Below are 18414 nucleotides of genomic sequence, written 5' to 3'. Positions count from 1 at the left end.
TGCACAGGAAAGAGAGGGAATTACGGCTTGATGGTACGCATGATCGGGTTTTGCAGCGAGATCAGGGTTTCGGTGGACTGGATTTCGTCTATGGTCTGGATCTTGTTGATCAACACCTGCTGAAGTGCATCGATGGATCGGCACATCACCTTAATAAAGATGCTGTAGTGGCCGGTGGTGTACCAGGCTTCTACCACTTCATCCAGCGCCTCCAGCTTGCTGAGTGCTGCGGGATAATCGCGGGCGCTTTTCAGAATGATGCCGATAAAGCAGCAGACATCAAAACCCAACTGACGAGGATCGATTTCAACACGAGTGCCCAGGATAATGCCTGCCTGGCGCATTTTTTCTACGCGTACGTGAATGGTGCCGGGGCTGACATTGAACTGTTTGGCCAGCTCGGCATATGCGGTGCGCGCGTTTTCCAACAGCGCATTGAGAATGCCGCGATCAAGGTTATCCAGTTGCAGTTGTTCTGCCATCATCCATCCTCTTTAAGTTCTTCTTCTATGAACAGTGGAGAATGTGCAGCAAATTAGCAGTGCAGGCAAGGTGCAGACCGCGTGGTAGCCGCAGTCTGCACGCTTTTTTTATCGCTTACGCCAGATTGTGAGCTGCGCTTCGGTATGTTGATACTTGCGCGCCGTCTCGCGGATCACAAACGGCACATCCTGCGGCGGCACCACTTCTTCAAAGGCATCACGCAGCAAACGCTGCAATGCCTGATAGGTCGTCAAAGCTTCACCGTTCTCACGCACGCCGCCCAGCCAGTTCTCCTTCGGCGTGAATTCCTCCAGCCAGGTATAAGGCGACGAAAGCACCAAAAGCCCGCCAGAGCGGATCATCGGGATGACGTCCTGCAGGAAACGTTTTGGCTGACGCAGACGATCGATCAGGTTTGAAGCCAATACCAGATCGTAACGATCCGGCTGCGGTTTAAGATTACAGGCGTCGCCCTGCACAAACTGAATGCGTGCCGCTTGCTCGTCACTAACATTGAAGTCCTTCAGGCGCACCTGGCGATATTCCACCAGCTCGCCCTCTTCCGGCACCACATAGCGGAAGTCCTCACCGGAGGTCAGCTGCAGCGCCACATCAATAAAACGCGCGGAATAATCCATGCCTGTGACCGTCGCGAAATGGCGTGCCAGTTCAAAACTGGCACGGCCGGTCGCGCAGCCGAGATCCAGTGCCGCACCACGTTGTTTGCAGTGTGGCAGCAGTTTTTCCACCAGCGCCACGGCGTAATTCGGCACGTTGTAGTAGCCCGGTCCGTACTGGAAATCGAGATACTGTGACACCATGCTGTCCGTTTCATACGGATTGAGTGCCATGGTCTCTTTATGTGAGGAGACCACATAGCGGAAACCGGCGTGCTGGAAGAAATGACGACGGAAGGCATAACGAGCCGATTTTAACGCCTCGTTGCCGGTGGAAATCCAACTGCCACCTTTGATCAGCGCGTGTTTGCCGTCGAAGGTCGGCGTCGAGAAATCGTCATACAGCGGATGAACTTTGAAACCTTCGAAACCGTTAGTTGGCGTTGTGGTCCACTGCCAGACGTTGCCAACAATGTCGAAAAACTCGCCCTGCGCAAAGCGATCCACAGGATTGGATGAAGCCCAATAGGCCAGATTGATATTGCCGGGCGCCTCGATCCAGTCGGGCTGATCGCCGCTCACCTGTTCGCGTAGCTGCATCCATTCGGCTTCACAAGGGAGTTGAATAGATTTACCCGTCTCTTCCGCCAGCCAGCGACAAAACGCGGCGGCTTCAAGCTGATTCACTTCCGCTGGCCAGTCCCACGGCAGAGCGACTTCTTCAGTCATTAAGCGCAGTTTCAGTTGATCGGGTTGCGTAATCTCGCCGACCCAGAAGGTGGGCATTTGCGCGCCAGAGAATTCACGCCAGCCCCAGCCTTCCTCATCCCACCAGCGCTGATCCTGATAGCCGTTAGCGGCGATAAAGCGATAAAACTCGGCGTTGCTGACCAGCATTTTACTGGCCTTAAAGGGTTTGAGTTCAGTTACCTGATTGCCGTATTCGTTATCCCAGCCGTAAGTATCATCCGTTTTGCCTTGTTGCACGCGACCGCCAGGCATCGCAATCAGCGAGTTATCTGGAACCGATGCGCGATCGTGGCGCGCCTGCGGACAAACCGGCCAATGCGCCTGCGGTTTTACCCATTCTATCGGTAGCTGGCGGATCAGCACGCTGGAGGTTTCCAGGTGGATACGCTCATGTTCAATGCCCATCAATACCACCCACGCCGGGCTTTCCCAGGTGATCGGCAGTTCCAGCGGCATGGTGCGAATAAACTCGCTCACCACGTTTTTGACTTTTCCACGGTAGTCACGCACCTCTTCGACCGTCGGCCAGGCGTAATGGCTGTCGTTGAGATCGTCCCAGCTCATCTCGTCCACACCGATTGCCATCATGGCTTCGATGCGATCGTCCACGCGATTGTCCAGATAGCGACCAGCGATCAGCTTATTCATATAGAACGTAGCGGTGTGGCCAAAGTAGAAGATCAGCGGATGGCGTAATGAGATCGCTTTGTTGAAATACGCGCGTTCGTCGGCAAGGCAATCAAACAGGCTTTCGTACAGCTCCCAGGTTTGGGTGAAATACGCCAGCAGCTCGCTCCGTTTTTGTTCGGCGTTTTGGCCGGAGAGCTGCAAAGTGCGGGTCGGTGCAGGAAGTTGGGCGGTGTTCACAAGATGCTCCAGATGCTCAGTGTGCGAACTATTCACTATAGCAAATAAGCATTTCTGCCAGATGAATTAGCGTTTCCAGCGGCGCAGCAGGCGGCTTTTCAGTCCGGTATCGAAGCGCCAGATATGATCGAAGATACGCAGAATGCCCGGTTTACCGTGAAGCGACATCGCCACCGCGTGGAAACGTTGTTGATGCTGGCGCTGACGTTGCTTGATCGCGTTGATGGTGTCATCCGGTAAACGCTGGGCGATAAAATCCGACACGATCACCGCATCGGCCTCATCCCAGACGCCGCCCTCCATACGTTTAACCACCGCAGCAAGGCAAGCCGCCAGATCAGTGCCACCACGAAAACGTTGGCTGAGAAAACGGATAGCCTGCTCAATGCCGCTATCGGCAGTGAGTTCGTAGCCAATCACTTCGTGAGCGAACAGCATGATGTAGCAGCGGCGCTTATCGGCTAATGCCACCTTTAACAGCGCAAGGCAGAAGGCTTTGGCGCAGCGTTCGTTGAATCCGCCCATCGAGCCTGATGTATCGACACAAACAATAAAAGGGCCGCGCGGCTGCGCTTCATGTTGCTGGTGGCTGACCGGGCGCAGTGTGACTTTCTCGTGCCAGGCATCACCTTGTAACTGGTAAGTCAGCAGGCGTTTTTCCACCAGGCGACGATAAAATTCCAGCTCCAGCTCACTGATGCTCAGCGCCGCCAGCTCAGGCGGTAACAGACGCAGTACGTCATCGCTCTGATGAACACCGCTGACCTCTTCCGGCACATGATCGGGCTCACGTACCAGTTGGTGAAATTCTTCCAGCGGTGCATCCTGCGAAGGCACCGATTTGGCTTCGCGGCTGCGGCCCAACTGCTGCGCCAGTTTCATTAATTCCGGCTGCTGTGCGAGGAAATCGCCATATTGCACAATCAGCTCATAATCACCGTGCTGAAGTGACGCTTTGCTCATATCCCACAAACGTCCGGCTGCGGCTTCATCATCGTCGGTAAGAATTGGCGCCAGCTGGCCACTGATTGCCATCCGTTGCTGCAGCTCGGCCATCAGACGTTCGCGCTGCTCCTCAAGAAGGGTTTCGTTGAGCGTGAGCGTTTGCAGCGTCAGGCTGAGTCGCCAGCGTTGCAAAAACAGCGTGTGCTGAGCATTGCTCAGTTGTTCAGCTTCGTTGTGCAGCAGCAGTTTGCTGGCTTCTTCGAGAAATGGCGACGGCAGGTTTTTTAGCTGCGACATGATGTGGGGAAGCTGGTGGCTGAAATCCTGCGTGCTGATCAATTGCATTTGCTGAAACAGTTGAAACTCCTGCGCCAGTGCGTCCGGCACCGGGGTGGTTTTCATCTGTTCAGCGATCTCGGTACGCCAACGAGGCAAATCGCGCATCAAAGCTTGTTTCATGCGCGGAAACTTTTCAAAAAACAACGCCAGCTGTGGCGACGCGAGCAGTGCCAGAATCAATTCTTCGATTAACTCCGTTTCGCCAATCGATAGCAGCGTGCTCAGCGTCTCCAGTGAGATCATTTACGCGCCTGTTTCAGCTGTTCTGCCACATCCTGCAGGCTGGTTTCAATACGTGCCAGCCAGTCATCGCTGATAAACAAGCAGCGCTGGTGCTGGCTAAACAGCGTGCGCTGTGCGCGGAGCTGGGTATCCAGCGCTTCGTATTCATCCTGGATTTCCTGCGGCATGTCGCTACTGTTGCTGGCTCCGGGCAACGTTAAGCGTGTGGATTGCAGGCTGACATCGCGTAGCGTCAGGCAGTGATGCGCATCCACCAGCAGATCCAGCGTCTGGCCAAAACCAATGCCATTCAGTTTGCCGCGAATTTCACCGCCTTTAATCAGCCACTGGGCTAAGGCTTCACGGGCAATCAGCACATGCGTCACTTGCATGTCGTGCAGCGTTAACGGCTGTTGCAGCATGAGCGTCAGTTGTTCATCGCTGATGGCAGCAGGTAATTCGTAATGAGGTTTGCGGCTAAACATACCGCTGTGTTTCTCCAGCGTCAGCGCTTGTGCCACGCTCTGCTGCTGTTGCAAGGCGAGACGACGTGCTTTGATCTGCTGCAGTTTGTGCAGTAACGCCTGCTGTTGCCAGGCGTGCTGCGTCATCAAAGCATCAATTTCGCGATCCAATAGCTGCATCGATGCGACGTCATGCCACAGGCAATCCTTGAGCAGAATCAGATCGATCGGCGCAATGGTCACGCGGCCACTGTAAAACGCACTGGCCTGCAGCAGATGAATCGCTTTTTTCCAGCGGCGATCGGAAATGTAAGGTGCGCTGGGCAAATTCTCCAGTTGCTGACGCAGTTGGTAAATCAGCTCAAACACATGATCAGGTAAGGAGACCTGGCTGATGCCTTTCTGCCACTGGTGATACTCTTCATCACTGATGCGTAGCGCTTCCGTCACCGGATTATCATTTTCGTCCTGCTGGTGGGTGAGCATGCTGCGGAAGTTCTGCTTCTCATGCACGTTATCCAGCCATAGGCGAATCAACATGCGATCATACAAGGCTTCCAGCCCGCTATCGGCCTCCGGCAATTCGTTGGAAGCGGTCACCAGCAGGCGCATCGGAATCTTTTCTTCGCTGTCGCCATTGCGAAAGCGGCGTTCGTTGATGGCGGTGAGTAAGGTGTTCAATATCGCCGGACCGGCTTTCCAGATTTCATCAAGGAAGACGATTTCGGCATCCGGCAGATAGCCTTTGGTTAATCGCTGATAACGACCTTCATCTTTTAACGCCTGAATCGACAGCGGGCCAAACACTTCTTCAGGGGTAGAAAAACGGGTCATCAGGTATTCAAAGGCGCGGGCGTGTTGGAAGGCGTATTTCAGGCGGCGAGCAATCAAGCTCTTGGCAATGCCGGGCGGCCCCAGCAAAAATACGCTCTCGCCACTGAGTGCAGCTAATAAGCACAGGCGGATCGCATGATGCCGTTCATACAGCCCTTTCTCCAGGGCGTTACTCAGGCGAGAAATTCTTTCTGCCAAAAGATGGGGTTGAGCCATAATCACATCATTGTCCTTCTGATCCTGGAGCCGTCATATTCTGGCGAGCGCAATACTCTACTGGTTATCATGCTTGATTGCGTTGATAGCCGTCAGCTTTTTTGTTTCAGAAGGTTGAGGCGGGAGAACTCGCTGCTTCAGACGGTTTTTGGCGCCTAATTTCGGCGAAAAACCGCCTCGCTGACGTCATGATGACATGTTGTAAGAGTAGGTTTTTTTGGGAATATGTGCATACTGTGCGCTTTTTGATGGCCTGAGCGGTAGGCAAGTGCCTCATCGGCTCCAACAAAAGACAACTTATGAGCTCGGATAAGAAGCAGTCCCTTGGCGCAGTCACACTCGCCGCGATTGGCGTGGTGTATGGCGATATCGGTACCAGCCCGCTCTATACTTTGCGTGAATGTCTCTCCGGTCAGTTCGGCTTTGGCGTAGAACGCGAAGCGGTATTTGGCTTTCTCTCGCTGATCTTCTGGTTGCTGATTTTAGTGGTGTCACTGAAGTACATCAGTTACGTGATGCGTGCCGATAACGCCGGTGAAGGTGGGATCCTGACCTTGATGTCACTGGCCGGGCGCAATACCGGCGCACGTGCAACGGCGATTCTTGTCATCATGGGGCTGATTGGTGGCAGCTTCTTCTATGGTGAAGTGGTGATCACGCCCGCCGTCTCGGTGTTGTCGGCGATTGAAGGGCTGGAGATTGCGGCACCGAGCCTGGATGCATATATCGTTCCGCTTGCGATTGCAGTGCTGACGCTGCTGTTTGTGATTCAGAAGCACGGTACCGGCATCGTGGGTAAGCTGTTTGCGCCGGTGATGCTGGTGTGGTTTATCATTCTGGCCGTGCTGGGCGCGCGTAGCATCATCAGTAACCCTGATGTGCTGCATGCCATGAACCCGTATTGGGCGATGCACTTCTTTATCCAGTACAAAACGGTGTCGTTCTTTGCGCTCGGCGCGGTGGTATTGGCCATTACCGGTGTGGAAGCGCTGTATGCGGATATGGGTCACTTCGGCAAATTCCCGATTCGTCTTGCCTGGTTTATCGTGGTGCTGCCCTCGCTGGTGCTGAACTACTTTGGTCAGGGCGCGCTGCTACTTAAACATCCCGAAGCGATCAAAAACCCCTTCTTCCTGCTGGCGCCAGACTGGATGCTGATTCCCATGCTGATTCTGGCGACGCTGGCCACGGTTATCGCCTCGCAGGCGGTGATCTCTGGTGTGTTCTCCTTAACACGTCAGGCGGTACGTTTAGGCTATCTCCCGCCGATGCGTATCGTGCACACCTCGGAAGAAGAGTCGGGTCAGATTTACATTCCGGTGATCAACTGGCTGCTCTACTTCTCCGTGGTGATCGTGATTGTTGGCTTTGAGCACTCCAGTAACCTGGCGGCGGCTTACGGCATCGCAGTCACCGGCACCATGGTGCTGACTGCGATTCTCTGCTCCACGGTGGCAATTCAGAACTGGCACTGGAACCGTTATCTGGTGGTGCTGATTCTGATTGGCATGCTGTGTATTGACGTGTCCTTGTTCTCGGCAAACCTGGTCAAAGTGTTCTCCGGCGGTTGGCTGCCGCTGACCCTGGCACTGATGATGTTTATCGTGATGACCACCTGGAAAAGCGAGCGCTTCCGCCTGTTGCGTCGTATGCATGAGCACGGCAATTCGCTTGAAGCGATGATCGCTTCGCTGGAGAAATCTCCGCCGGTACGCGTGCCGGGCACCGCAGTCTATATGTCGCGTGCCCTGAACGTGATCCCTTTTGCCATGCTGCATAATCTCAAGCACAACAAAGTGCTGCATGAGCGTGTGGTACTGCTGACGCTACGTACTGAGGATGCGCCTTACGTGCACAATGTGCGTCGCGTTACCATCGAACAGCTGTCGCCGACGTTCTGGCGCGTGGTGGCGAGCTACGGCTGGCGTGAGACCCCGAACGTGGAAGAAATTTTCCACCGCTGCGGGCTGGAAGGTCTCAACTGCCGCATGATGGAAACCTCATTCTTCATGTCCCATGAATCGCTGATTATTGGCGATCGCCCGTGGTATCTGCGTCTGCGCGGCAAACTGTTCCTTGCGCTGCAACGCAATGCGCTGCGTGCGCCGGATCAGTTTGAAATCCCGCCTAATCGCGTGATCGAGCTGGGCACGCAAGTCGAGATTTAAGGATTAAGCGCGTCACCAGCTCAAGGTGACGCGCAAGCCTTGAGGCTGCACATGGCTGAATGCAATGCGAATACCGTGCAGTTGCGCAATGTTTTTCACAATCGATATTCCTAAACCGCTGCCCGTTTGCGTTTGCCCCGGCGGTCGCCAGAAACGCTCACCAAGGCGCGCAAGCTGCTCATCGCTAACACCTGACCCGTTATCTTCAATAGTTATCGTCCGCGCGTTTAACGTGAACTGAATCTGGCTGCCCGGCGGCGCATAGCGCAGCGCGTTATCCAGCAGGTTACGCATCAGCAAATTCAACAGCAGAGGATGACCGTTCATCACCGGTTCGGCCTGTGCATGCAATTGCAGATCCATCTGTTGCGCCTCGGCCTGTGGAAAATGTTCTATCAGAAGCTTTTGCAGCAGCGGTGCCAGTGGCACCGGCTGAAATTCGCTGCGCAGATCGTCCGCTTCCACTCTTGATAGCGTCAAGAGTTGATCCACCAGCCGTGTGGCGCGCTGGATGCCGCTATCAAGCTGCTGCAATGCCCGTTTGCGCATTGCTTCGTCATCATCCGCCAGCTGAATCACCTCACTCTGCACGCGCAGTGCAGCTAACGGACTGCGCAGTTCGTGCGCCGCATCGGAGGTAAAACGGCGCTCGCGCTGCACGAGTTGCGCCATACGGTGAAACAGCCCGTTTAATGCCGCCACCAACGGCTGCACCTCTTTGGGCAAGCGTGCTTCGTCGAGCGGTGTGGCGTCATCGGGTGCTCGCAACTGGAGTGATGCCGTCAGGCGCTTTAGCGGGCGCAATTCGAACCACACCAATACCAGCAGCATCAGCAGCATAAAGGGCATGGCGTAAAGCCACGGCATCAAACTCGCCAGTGCCAGATCGCGCGTCATATCGTCGCGGTATTCCCACTCCTGGCCCACTACCACGCGATATTGTTTATCAGCAGAAGTCAGCCAAAGCAGTCGCCAACTCTCATCGTCGCCGCGCAGACGACCCTCGCGAAAACCGTCACGCTTATCATCAAACTGCATATCGCGCCCGTTCTCGCCATCGTTAAGCAACGGCTGGCCGTCCGCACGGAAAATGGCAAACGCCAGTGCATCATCATCCTGATCGCCGCGGTGATGGCGCAAAATGGATTTGGTTTTTGGCAGAGAGGCGGCGTGCAAGCTGGTGGGATCGAGTGACAGCAGGCGTTTGGCAAACAGCATTTGCTGGGTATCGAATAGCTCATTAACGGTGTCGCGGGTCTGATGCCAGGCGCTGTAACTGGCCACCCCACCGCACAGCGTAATCAGCAGCACAAAGCCGATGGCGAGTCGTAGAAATAGACTCATTCTGCCGCACCGAGTGTATAACCCACGCCGTGAACGGTACGAATAAACGCTGTGCCGAGCTTTTTGCGCAGATGATGAATATGCACTTCTACTGCGTTGCTGGAGACATCGTCATCCCAGCTATAGAGTTTTTCCTCCAGCTGGCTGCGGGTTAGCACGCGACCTGGATTGCGCATAAACAGCTCCAGCAGCGCCAGTTCACGGCTCTTCAGGCTGATGGTTTCGCCGTCAATCCAGACGCTGTGGCTGCTGGGCGACATCACCACCTTGCCGTGTTTCAACTCGGGCTGTAGTTGTCCATGACGGCGGCGAATCAGCGCCTGTAAACGCGCGGCGACTTCAGCGAGCGCGAAGGGCTTACACAAATAGTCGTCAGCGCCTGACTGTAATCCTTGTATGCGCTGATCGAGCGCATCACGTGCGGTGAGGATCAATACAGGCACATCTGCGCCTTGCTCACGCCATTGACGCAGGATCTCCAGTCCATCGCGCTCGGGTAGCGAAAGATCCAGTACCACGGCATCCCATGGCGCGGCTGGCAGGGCCTGGAATCCCGCTTCGCCTGAGACGAACCAGTCAACGCTGAAACCGAGTTTCGTTAGCCCCACTTTCAAGCCATCGCCAATAAGCTTGTCGTCCTCAATCAATAATATGCGCATGCGTTTCTCCTTTAGTGCAGGAGTCGTTATACGAAGCCAAAACCGGCTTGTACAGCGTCAATCGCTGCATTTTGGCTATTTTTCGTGTTTTTTTAACCCTTAAGATCCTGTTAAGAACCCTATGCTGTAATGGCTTCCGTATCCCACACATTCATGGAACAGAGGTGAAAAATGAAAAAGAGTGCAGCGTTAATTGCGATTGTGATGTTGGCATCGACGCCGGTTCTGGCCGCGCAGCAGGGTGGCTTTGTTGATCCCAGGGCGCCAAAGGCTCAGGTTCACGCCGGCGGCTTCCAGGCCGATAACACCAGCGTCGTAACAGTGAAGCAGGCTGAAGAGATGAAAGATGACAGCTGGATCACCGTGCGCGGTTATCTGGATAAGCAAATCGGCGATGAGGATTATCTGTTCCGTGACGGTAGCGGCAACATGAAAGTGGAAATCGACCATAAGCGTTGGCACGGACAGACCATCACTCCGAAGGATCAGGTTGAACTGACCGGCGAGCTGGATAAGGACTTTAATTCCATTGAACTGGACGTTAAGCAGGTCCGCAAGCTGCCATAACACCCTTCAGAGCCGCTCAGGCGGCTCGTATCCCCCACCAAACTCAAATTATTCCCGGCACAAGCGAAACGTTTCGATGGCGATCACATTTCCGTGATGACGTCATTGAGTTGCCGCGCACATTTAATACACTCCCGCTCAGCGAAACGTTTCGCTGTGGAGTGGAAGAAATGAAAAAAGGTCGCTTGTTAAACGCTGAACTCTCTCATGTGATTGCCCGCCTGGGGCACACCGATACGCTGACGATTGCGGATGCGGGCTTGCCGATTCCGGCCGGACCACAGCGAATCGACCTGGCGTTGACGCCGGGAACGCCCGAATTTTTACAGGTGGTTGATGTTGTCACTCAGGAGATGCAAGTCGAAAGCGCCCTGATGGCGGAGGAGATCAAGCAACACAATCCGCAACTCCACAGCGCACTGCTCGCCGTGCTCGATGCCTTGCAACGGCACCAGGGGAATGTCATCACCATCCGTTACACCAGCCATGAACAGTTCAAACAAGAAACGCAGCGTAGTCAGGCCGTCATTCGCAGCGGAGAGTGTTCTCCGTATGCGAATGTCATCCTGAGCGCTGGCGTAACCTTCTGAGGTCGTTATGCAACCGTTATTGCAACTCAAAGGGATTGAAAAGTCGTTTCCCGGCGTGAAAGCGCTGAATGGCGCTTCGCTGGCTGTTTATCCGGGGCGCGTGATGGCGCTGGTGGGTGAAAACGGCGCGGGGAAATCCACCATGATGAAAGTGCTGACCGGCATTTACAGCATGGATGCGGGCTCTCTGCAGTGGCTGGGCAAGGATGTGGCTTTTTCTGGACCGAAAGCGTCGCAGGAAGCGGGCATTGGCATTATTCATCAGGAACTCAACCTGATTCCGCAATTGACCGTTGCAGAGAATATTTTCCTCGGTCGCGAATTTGTTAACCGCTTTGGCCGCATCGAATGGAACCGGATGTACGCCGAGGCGGATGCCTTATTACATCGTCTGAACCTGCGCTTCAACAGCCATAAGCTGGTGGGCGATTTATCGATTGGCGATCAGCAGATGGTTGAGATCGCCAAAGTACTTAGCTTCGAGTCGAAGGTCATCATTATGGATGAACCGACCGATGCGCTGACCGATACCGAAACCCTGTCGCTGTTCCGCGTCATCAATGAACTGAAAGCGCAGGGCTGCGGCATTGTTTATATCTCGCACCGTATGAAAGAGATCTTCGAGATTTGCGATGATGTCACCGTGTTTCGTGACGGGCAATTTATTGCCGAGCGCGCGGTGAGCGATCTCAGCGAAGAGAGTCTGATCGAGATGATGGTGGGCCGTAAGCTGGAAGATCAATATCCGCATATTGATCAGGCACCGGGCGATGTTCGTTTAACTGTTAAAAATCTCAGCGGGCCGGGCGTGGATAACGTCAGTTTCAACCTGCGCAAAGGGGAAATCCTTGGCATTTCCGGTTTAATGGGCGCGGGACGGACGGAACTGATGAAAGTGCTGTACGGCGCACTGCCTCGCAGCAACGGCACCGTTACGCTCAACGGTCGCGAAATTATTACCCGATCACCCCAGGACGGCCTGGCCAACGGCATCGTCTATATCTCAGAAGACCGCAAGCGCGATGGCCTGGTGCTCGGCATGTCGGTGAAAGAGAACATGTCATTGACCGCGCTGCGCTATTTCAGCCATGCCACCGGTAATCTGAAACACAGTGAAGAACAACTGGCAGTAGGCGACTTCATCCGTTTGTTCAACGTTAAAACCCCGTCAATGGAGCAGCCGATTGGCCTGCTGTCGGGTGGTAATCAGCAGAAAGTGGCGATTGCGCGCGGATTAATGACGCGCCCGAACGTACTGATTCTGGATGAGCCGACGCGTGGCGTGGACGTGGGTGCGAAAAAAGAGATTTATCAGTTAATTAACCAGTTTAAAGCCGAAGGGCTGAGCATCATTTTGGTGTCATCGGAAATGCCGGAAGTGCTGGGCATGAGCGATCGCATCCTGGTGATGCATGAAGGCCATCTGAGTGGCGAATTTTCCCGTGAGCAGGCTACCCAGGAATCCCTGATGGCGGCGGCAGTCGGTAAGCAACACAGCGAGGAGTTAGTTGTATGAGCACCCAAACCTTACCCGCCAGCCGTCGCTGGTTTAGCAAAGCCTGGCTGCTGGAGCAGAAATCGCTGATTGCGCTGATCGTGCTGATTGCCGTGGTGGCGAGCCAAAGCCCGAACTTCTTCACCGTTGCCAACATGTTCAACATCCTGCAGCAGACCTCGGTTAACGCCATTATGGCCGTCGGCATGACGCTGGTGATTCTGACTTCGGGTATTGATCTGTCGGTGGGATCGCTGCTGGCGCTCACCGGTGCAGTCGCCGCTTCAATTGTCGGTTTGGAAGTGAATGCGCTGGTGGCAGTAGCGGCTTCGCTGGCGCTGGGTGCGGCGATTGGCGGTATTACCGGCGTGATTGTGGCGCGCGGCAAGGTACAGGCGTTTATCGCCACGCTGGTGATGATGCTGCTGCTGCGCGGCGTCACCATGGTGTATACCAACGGTAGCCCGATCAACACCGGTTTCAGTGATAACGCCGATCTGTTCGGCTGGTTCGGTATTGGCCGTCCGCTGGGTATCCCAACGCCGGTGTGGCTGATGGCAGTAGTGTTCGCGCTGGCGTGGTACATGCTGCATCACACGCGCCTCGGTCGTTACATTTATGCGTTAGGCGGCAATGAAGCGGCGACACGTCTGTCAGGGATCAATGTTAACCGCGTCAAAATCATCGTCTATTCGCTGTGTGGTCTGCTGGCGGCGCTGGCGGGCACCATCGAAGTCGCGCGGCTTTCCTCTGCGCAACCGACGGCAGGTACCGGTTATGAACTGGATGCCATCGCGGCGGTGGTCTTAGGCGGAACCAGCCTGGCGGGCGGTAAAGGTCGCATTATGGGCACGCTGATTGGCGCGCTGATCCTGGGTTTCCTGAACAACGGCCTGAATCTGATGGGCGTATCTTCTTACTACCAAATGATTGTTAAAGCCGTTGTCATTCTGCTGGCGGTGCTGGTGGATAACAAAAGCAGCAAATAACTCTGACCTTCACACAGGACTCTATAAATGAAAAAGTTAACTGCATTGGCCGTCATCCTTGGCGCCACCCTCAGTGCTGGCGCGATGGCTAAGGACACCATTGCGCTGGTTGTATCAACGCTGAATAATCCGTTCTTTGTGTCTCTGAAAGATGGCGCACAGAAAGAAGCCGACAAACTGGGTTATAACCTGGTGGTGCTGGATTCGCAGAATAACCCGGCGAAAGAGCTGGCGAACGTACAGGATCTGACTGTGCGTGGCACCAAGCTGATGCTGATTAACCCAACGGATTCTGATGCCGTGGGTAACGCCGTGAAGATGGCCAACCAGGCCAACATTCCGGTGATCACCCTGGACCGCGTGGCGGCACAAGGCACCGTGGTGAGCCACGTGGCTTCTGACAACCGCTTCGGCGGCAAAATGGCCGGTGACTTCATCGCGAAGAAACTGGGCGATGGCGCAAAAATCATCGAGCTGCAGGGTATTGCCGGGACTTCCGCAGCGCGCGAGCGTGGCGAAGGCTTCAAGCAGGCTGCTGATGCGCACAAATTTAATATCCTGGCGAGCCAGCCAGCAGATTTCGACCGTACTAAAGGTCTGAACGTGATGCAGAACCTGCTGCAGGCGCATCCGGATGTACAGGCTGTATTTGCTCAGAACGACGAAATGGCGCTGGGCGCACTGCGTGCGCTGCAGACTGCCGGTAAAACCGATGTACTGGTGGTGGGCTTTGACGGTACCGCTGACGGTGTGAAAGCGGTAGAAGCCGGTAAACTGACCGCCACAGTGGCGCAGATGCCTGATAAAATTGGCGTGATTGGTGTGGACACTGCAGATAAAGTGCTGAAAGGCGAAAAAGTACAGTCGGTTAATCCAGTTGACCTGAAGCTGGTCACCAAATAAAAAACAAAGAAAAGCATGGCAACGCGCCACCGTCCTGGTGGCGCAACTTTCTGGATCACTCCCTATGAACACAAGCGCAAAACTGGCGGTACTTGGCAGCATCAATGCCGACCACATTCTGAACCTCACCCATTTTCCGCGTCCGGGCGAAACGGTGATCGGCAAACAGTATCAGATTGCCTTTGGTGGCAAAGGGGCTAACCAGGCCGTGGCGGCCGGTCGTGCTGGCGCGGATATCGCTTTTATTGCCTGTGTAGGTGCAGATGACATTGGCGAACGTATCCGCCAGCAGCTGCAGCAGGACCGTATTGATACTGCTCCGGTAGAAATCGTGGCAGACGAAGCCACCGGCGTGGCGATGATCTTCGTGAATGGCGAAGGTGAAAATAATATCGGCATCTATTCCGGTGCTAACGCGGCGCTGACGCCAGCCTGTGTCGATCGCCATCAGCAAGTGATTGCTGATGCTGAGGCCTTGCTGATGCAGTTGGAATCGCCGCTGGAAAGCGTGTTGGCGGCAGCGAAGATTGCGCGTGCCAATGCCACGCAAGTGATTCTGAATCCAGCGCCTGCCACACATTTGTCTGATGAGCTGCTGGCCTTAATCGATATCATCACACCGAACGAAACCGAAGCCGAAATTCTGACCGGCATCGCGGTGAAAAGTGATGAAGATGCAGCACATGCGGCGCAGGCGTTGCATGATAAAGGCATCTCTACCGTTTTGATTACCTTAGGTCGTCGTGGTGTGTGGTTGAGCGAGCAGGGCACAGGCGTGCGTATTCCGGGCTTCAACGTGCAGGCTATCGACACCATCGCAGCGGGCGATACTTTTAACGGTGCCTTTATTACCGCGCGTCTGGAAGGTGTTGCAATGCATGATGCCGTGCGTTTTGCCCATGCCGCCGCCGCAATTGCGGTGACGCGTCCGGGTGCGCAGCCCTCAGTGCCGTGGCGCACTGAGATCGATAACTTCCTGCAGCAACAGGGTTAAGCCTTTGGCGACCATGAAAGATGTCGCCCGCCTGGCGGGCGTCTCCACTTCCACTGTTTCCCACGTCATCAATAACAATCGTTTTGTGAGCGAACAGGTGCGGGAAAAAGTGGATCAGGCAATCCGTGAGCTGAATTACGCGCCCTCCGCGCTGGCACGCAGCCTGAAAATCAACCAAACCCGCACTATTGGCATGTTACTGACGGCCAGCAGTAACCCGTTTTATTCAGAAGTGGTACGCGGCGTAGAAAATAGCTGCTACGAGCGCGGCTACAGCCTGATTCTGTGCAATACCGAAGGCGATGAAGAGCGCATGAATCGCAGCCTCGAAACGCTGATGCAAAAGCGTGTCGATGGCTTATTAATGATGTGCACCGAGACGCACCTTCCCTCTGCGGAGATCCTCAATCGTTATCCGTCCGTACCCATGGTGATGATGGACTGGGCGCCGTTTGAAGGGCGTGGCGACATCATTCAGGATAATGCGCTGCTGGGCGGTGAACTGGCAACGCAGCATCTGATCGATCGCGGATACACGCGTATTGCCTGTATTGCCGGCCCTCAGGATAAAACCCCGGCGCGTTTGCGTCTGGAAGGTTTCCATAAAGCGATGACCAACAGTGGATTGCCGGTGTTGCCAGGTTATGTGGTTGACGGTGATTTCGAGTTTCAGGGCGGCTTCAACGCGATGAACCAACTGCTGACGTTAGAGTTGCTGCCCGAAGCGGTTTTCACCAGTAACGATGCGATGGCAGTGGGCGTATATCACGCGCTATTCCAGGCGGGATTACGCGTGCCGCAAGATATCGCGGTGATGGGTTATGACAATATCGAACTGGCACGTTATCTCACACCACCGCTTAGTACCATCCATCAGCCCAAGGATGAACTGGGCGAACTGGCGATTGATACGCTGATTCATCGTATGAGCGATCCCGACGCCAGCCAGCAAACGCTGGTATTGACGCCGGAGCTGGTGGAACGCGGTTCGGTTTAAGCGGTTTTCTTCTTTTTCTCGCGATTAGCGATCAGATTGCGGCCATCTCCGGGACGCAGCATCAGGAAAGCAAACGCGGACAGCACGGTGATCACGCCCATCGTCAGGAAGGTGGCGTGGAATTGCTGCACAGTTGTGCTCTCGAAATCCTGATAGAAACGCAGTACCGCCGCACTGACGGCCACGCCAAAGCTGATCGATACCTGCTGCGTTACTGCCAGCACGCTGTTACCACCGCTGGCATTCTCATCATTCAAATCGGCCAGTGTGATGGTGTTCATCGCGGTGAATTGTGTCGACATCGCCATACCTAATACAAACAGCGCGGCTAACAGCATTAATACACTTTCACCCGGTGTTTGCAGTGAGAAGCTGGCGACAAGAATGCCGATGATGATGGTGATACCGACCAGCGTTTTACGATAGCCGAAGCGACGTAGCACTTGTGTCACGGTGGATTTGGCCAGCAGCGAGCCAATCGCTGTTGGCCCCATCATGCAACCCGCTATCAGTGCGGGATAACCAAAGCCCACCTGTAACATCAACGGCATCAGGAAGGGAATACAACCCGTGCCCAGACGTGCCGCGATATTACCAATGATGCCGACCGAGAAGGTTCGGGTCTTAAACATCGGTAAGTTGATCAGCGGTGCAGGATGGCGGCGTGCATGCACTATATATAGAAGCAATAGCGCGACACCGGCTAACAGCACCAGCACCGCCTGCCACGGCGACACGATACGCTCTCCGAACAGTTCGATACCGACGGATATCAGCACCAGACCTAAGCCAAACAGAATGAAGCCGCCAAAATCAAAGCGGCGCTTAGGCGTGGTGAAATCCGGCATATATTTACGTGCATAGAAGATGCCCGCGATGCCGATGGGAATGTTAATCAGGAATATCCAGTGCCAGCTGGCGTAGGTGACCAGCAAGCCACCGAGCATCGGCCCCAGAATCGGTCCGACTAATCCCGGCATGGTCACAAAGTTAAGTACCGGCAGCAATTCACTGCGTGGATAAGCACGCAACAATGCCAGGCGCGCGACCGGCATCATCATCGCGCCACCAACACCCTGGATAATGCGTGAGATAACCAGCATGCTCAGCGAGCCCGAGAGTGCACATGCTAAAGACCCTAACGTAAACAGTGAAACGGCCACGATAAAGACTTTGCGCGTGCCGAAGCGATCGGCCAGCCAGCCGCTGACCGGGATCAGCATGGCGACAGTGAGCGTATAGCTGATCACAGCAGATTGCATGGCAAGAGGGGATCGGTCGAGACTGGTGGCGATAGCAGGAAGCGCAGTATTGAGGACGGTGGCATCGAGGGCTTGCATGAAAAACGCCATTGCGGCGATCCAGGGCAAGCCGGCCATACTGCGCGCGGAGCGAATCATTGAAAGTCCTTCTTTAATAATTGTTCAGTCTGCAACAAAGAAAACGGCGTTGGACTAATAGAATAGCATTGGTGCTTATACGCGTGACGCTGATTTGTGCCGCCAAACGGGCGCTTTTGACTGATTATTGATCGAGAAATGTCTGTTTTTAGCCTGTTCGGTTAAAAAAGTAGCGCTCAGTCAATTTTTTGCAATAAACCCTTGTCAGCCCCGAATAACTCCCTATAATGCGCCACCACTGAGACGGCAAAGCGGCAACGCAGGCGGCTCAGCAGGGAGTGAAGAAATTCATCCCGCCGGAGAAAAACGCTGAAAAAAGTGTTTGACTCTGAAGGAGGAAAGCGTAATATACGCCACCTCGCAACAGCAGCTTAAGGCGCTGATTGCACCGCTCTTTAACAATTTATCAGACAATCTGTGTGGGCACTCGCAGGATTGATATCAACGTCTCCGGACGTAAAAAATATCAAGTCTCACGAGTGAACACATAATGAAATTCATTATGACGTTTTACAGATGAGCATCGCTGCACTTGTTGCAGCAAATCAAACTTTAAATTGAAGAGTTTGAT

Annotated in this window: 15 protein-coding genes; 8 read left to right on the top strand and 7 right to left on the bottom strand. The window is 54.5% G+C overall.

What is annotated here, in order from left to right; translation table 11 throughout:
• Positions 1-20 precede the first annotated feature (20 nt).
• From asnC to ravA, 4 genes are all read right to left on the bottom strand, one after another.
• Entirely contained in the window at positions 21-482 is a 462-nt protein-coding gene (asnC, locus tag CRO33_RS13020; protein ID WP_034830053.1) for a transcriptional regulator AsnC, read from the bottom strand.
• A 108-nt stretch (positions 483-590) separates the two neighbouring features.
• Entirely contained in the window at positions 591-2717 is a 2127-nt protein-coding gene (gene ovoA / locus CRO33_RS13015) for a 5-histidylcysteine sulfoxide synthase (protein WP_097118418.1), read from the bottom strand.
• A 66-nt stretch (positions 2718-2783) separates the two neighbouring features.
• The gene (gene viaA, locus CRO33_RS13010) at positions 2784-4244 is read right to left on the bottom strand and encodes an ATPase RavA stimulator ViaA (protein WP_097118417.1); all 1461 of its coding nucleotides are present in this window, start codon (positions 4242-4244) and stop codon (positions 2784-2786) included.
• On the bottom strand, positions 4241-5737 hold the full coding sequence (gene ravA, locus CRO33_RS13005; RefSeq protein ID WP_097118416.1) for an ATPase RavA: 1497 nt from the start codon (positions 5735-5737) through the stop codon (positions 4241-4243). Before ravA ends, viaA begins: the two co-directional genes overlap by 4 nt.
• 299 nt (positions 5738-6036) lie before the next feature.
• Here ravA and kup point away from each other — a divergent pair, with 299 nt between their 5' ends.
• Complete coding sequence (kup, locus tag CRO33_RS13000; RefSeq protein WP_034830061.1) at positions 6037-7905, top strand: low affinity potassium transporter Kup; 1869 nt, start codon at positions 6037-6039, stop codon at positions 7903-7905.
• 12 nt (positions 7906-7917) lie between these two features.
• Here kup and qseC read toward each other — a convergent pair whose 3' ends face one another.
• The gene (gene qseC, locus CRO33_RS12995; RefSeq protein WP_097118415.1) at positions 7918-9249 is read right to left on the bottom strand and encodes a quorum sensing histidine kinase QseC; all 1332 of its coding nucleotides are present in this window, start codon (positions 9247-9249) and stop codon (positions 7918-7920) included.
• Entirely contained in the window at positions 9246-9908 is a 663-nt protein-coding gene (gene qseB, locus CRO33_RS12990) for a quorum sensing response regulator transcription factor QseB (protein WP_097118414.1), read from the bottom strand. Before qseB ends, qseC begins: the two co-directional genes overlap by 4 nt.
• 171 nt (positions 9909-10079) lie before the next feature.
• Between qseB and CRO33_RS12985 the strand changes: the two genes are divergently transcribed.
• The 7 genes from CRO33_RS12985 to rbsR all read left to right on the top strand — a co-directional run bounded on the left by CRO33_RS12985 (position 10080) and on the right by rbsR (position 16443).
• Positions 10080-10475: a YgiW/YdeI family stress tolerance OB fold protein gene (locus CRO33_RS12985; protein WP_097118413.1), complete on the top strand. Its 396-nt coding sequence runs from the start codon at positions 10080-10082 to the stop codon at positions 10473-10475.
• A gap of 170 nt (positions 10476-10645) precedes the next feature.
• Positions 10646-11065: a D-ribose pyranase gene (gene rbsD / locus CRO33_RS12980; protein WP_038643989.1), complete on the top strand. Its 420-nt coding sequence runs from the start codon at positions 10646-10648 to the stop codon at positions 11063-11065.
• 7 nt (positions 11066-11072) lie between these two features.
• Positions 11073-12581 carry a ribose ABC transporter ATP-binding protein RbsA gene (rbsA, locus tag CRO33_RS12975; protein ID WP_097118412.1) on the top strand — a complete coding sequence of 503 codons (1509 nt, stop codon included), beginning with the start codon at positions 11073-11075 and terminating at the stop codon, positions 12579-12581.
• Positions 12578-13549 (top strand): ribose ABC transporter permease, encoded by a 972-nt coding sequence (rbsC, locus tag CRO33_RS12970; RefSeq protein WP_034830072.1) that lies wholly within the window; start codon positions 12578-12580, stop codon positions 13547-13549. The genes rbsA and rbsC overlap by 4 nt, the downstream gene beginning before the upstream one ends.
• Positions 13550-13576: 27 nt before the next feature.
• A complete protein-coding gene (rbsB, locus tag CRO33_RS12965; RefSeq protein ID WP_034830075.1) occupies positions 13577-14452 on the top strand; it encodes a ribose ABC transporter substrate-binding protein RbsB in 876 nt (291 codons plus the stop codon).
• A 64-nt stretch (positions 14453-14516) separates the two neighbouring features.
• Entirely contained in the window at positions 14517-15446 is a 930-nt protein-coding gene (rbsK, locus tag CRO33_RS12960) for a ribokinase (RefSeq protein ID WP_097118411.1), read from the top strand.
• 13 nt (positions 15447-15459) lie between these two features.
• Positions 15460-16443, top strand: a complete 984-nt coding sequence (rbsR, locus tag CRO33_RS12955; RefSeq protein ID WP_097118537.1) for a ribose operon transcriptional repressor RbsR — start codon at positions 15460-15462, stop codon at positions 16441-16443.
• Here the strand turns inward: rbsR and mdtD are convergent.
• A complete protein-coding gene (gene mdtD / locus CRO33_RS12950; RefSeq protein ID WP_097118410.1) occupies positions 16440-17843 on the bottom strand; it encodes a multidrug transporter subunit MdtD in 1404 nt (467 codons plus the stop codon). The two genes, rbsR and mdtD, sit on opposite strands and share 4 nt — an antisense overlap.
• Positions 17844-18414: the final 571 nt, after the last annotated feature.

The organism is Pantoea sp. GL120224-02, from assembly GCF_900215395.1.
GTDB lineage: Bacteria > Pseudomonadota > Gammaproteobacteria > Enterobacterales > Enterobacteriaceae > Pantoea > Pantoea communis.
Note: the sequence above shows the minus strand (reverse complement) of the source record. Positions and strands in the feature narration are given on the sequence as shown.

What these genes read in the sequence shown, in the direction of transcription:
- rbsC (WP_034830072.1), top strand. Translation starts at nt 12,578, where the DNA reads ATGAGCACCCAAACCTTACCCGCCAGCCGTCGCTGGTTTAGCAAAGCC.
- qseC (WP_097118415.1), bottom strand. Translation starts at nt 9,249, where the DNA reads ATGAGTCTATTTCTACGACTCGCCATCGGCTTTGTGCTGCTGATTACG.
- rbsR (WP_097118537.1), top strand. Translation starts at nt 15,460, where the DNA reads ATGAAAGATGTCGCCCGCCTGGCGGGCGTCTCCACTTCCACTGTTTCC.
- rbsK (WP_097118411.1), top strand. Translation starts at nt 14,517, where the DNA reads ATGAACACAAGCGCAAAACTGGCGGTACTTGGCAGCATCAATGCCGAC.
- rbsD (WP_038643989.1), top strand. Translation starts at nt 10,646, where the DNA reads ATGAAAAAAGGTCGCTTGTTAAACGCTGAACTCTCTCATGTGATTGCC.
- mdtD (WP_097118410.1), bottom strand. Translation starts at nt 17,843, where the DNA reads ATGATTCGCTCCGCGCGCAGTATGGCCGGCTTGCCCTGGATCGCCGCA.
- rbsA (WP_097118412.1), top strand. Translation starts at nt 11,073, where the DNA reads ATGCAACCGTTATTGCAACTCAAAGGGATTGAAAAGTCGTTTCCCGGC.
- qseB (WP_097118414.1), bottom strand. Translation starts at nt 9,908, where the DNA reads ATGCGCATATTATTGATTGAGGACGACAAGCTTATTGGCGATGGCTTG.
- viaA (WP_097118417.1), bottom strand. Translation starts at nt 4,244, where the DNA reads ATGATCTCACTGGAGACGCTGAGCACGCTGCTATCGATTGGCGAAACG.
- asnC (WP_034830053.1), bottom strand. Translation starts at nt 482, where the DNA reads ATGGCAGAACAACTGCAACTGGATAACCTTGATCGCGGCATTCTCAAT.
- CRO33_RS12985 (WP_097118413.1), top strand. Translation starts at nt 10,080, where the DNA reads ATGAAAAAGAGTGCAGCGTTAATTGCGATTGTGATGTTGGCATCGACG.
- kup (WP_034830061.1), top strand. Translation starts at nt 6,037, where the DNA reads ATGAGCTCGGATAAGAAGCAGTCCCTTGGCGCAGTCACACTCGCCGCG.
- rbsB (WP_034830075.1), top strand. Translation starts at nt 13,577, where the DNA reads ATGAAAAAGTTAACTGCATTGGCCGTCATCCTTGGCGCCACCCTCAGT.
- ravA (WP_097118416.1), bottom strand. Translation starts at nt 5,737, where the DNA reads ATGGCTCAACCCCATCTTTTGGCAGAAAGAATTTCTCGCCTGAGTAAC.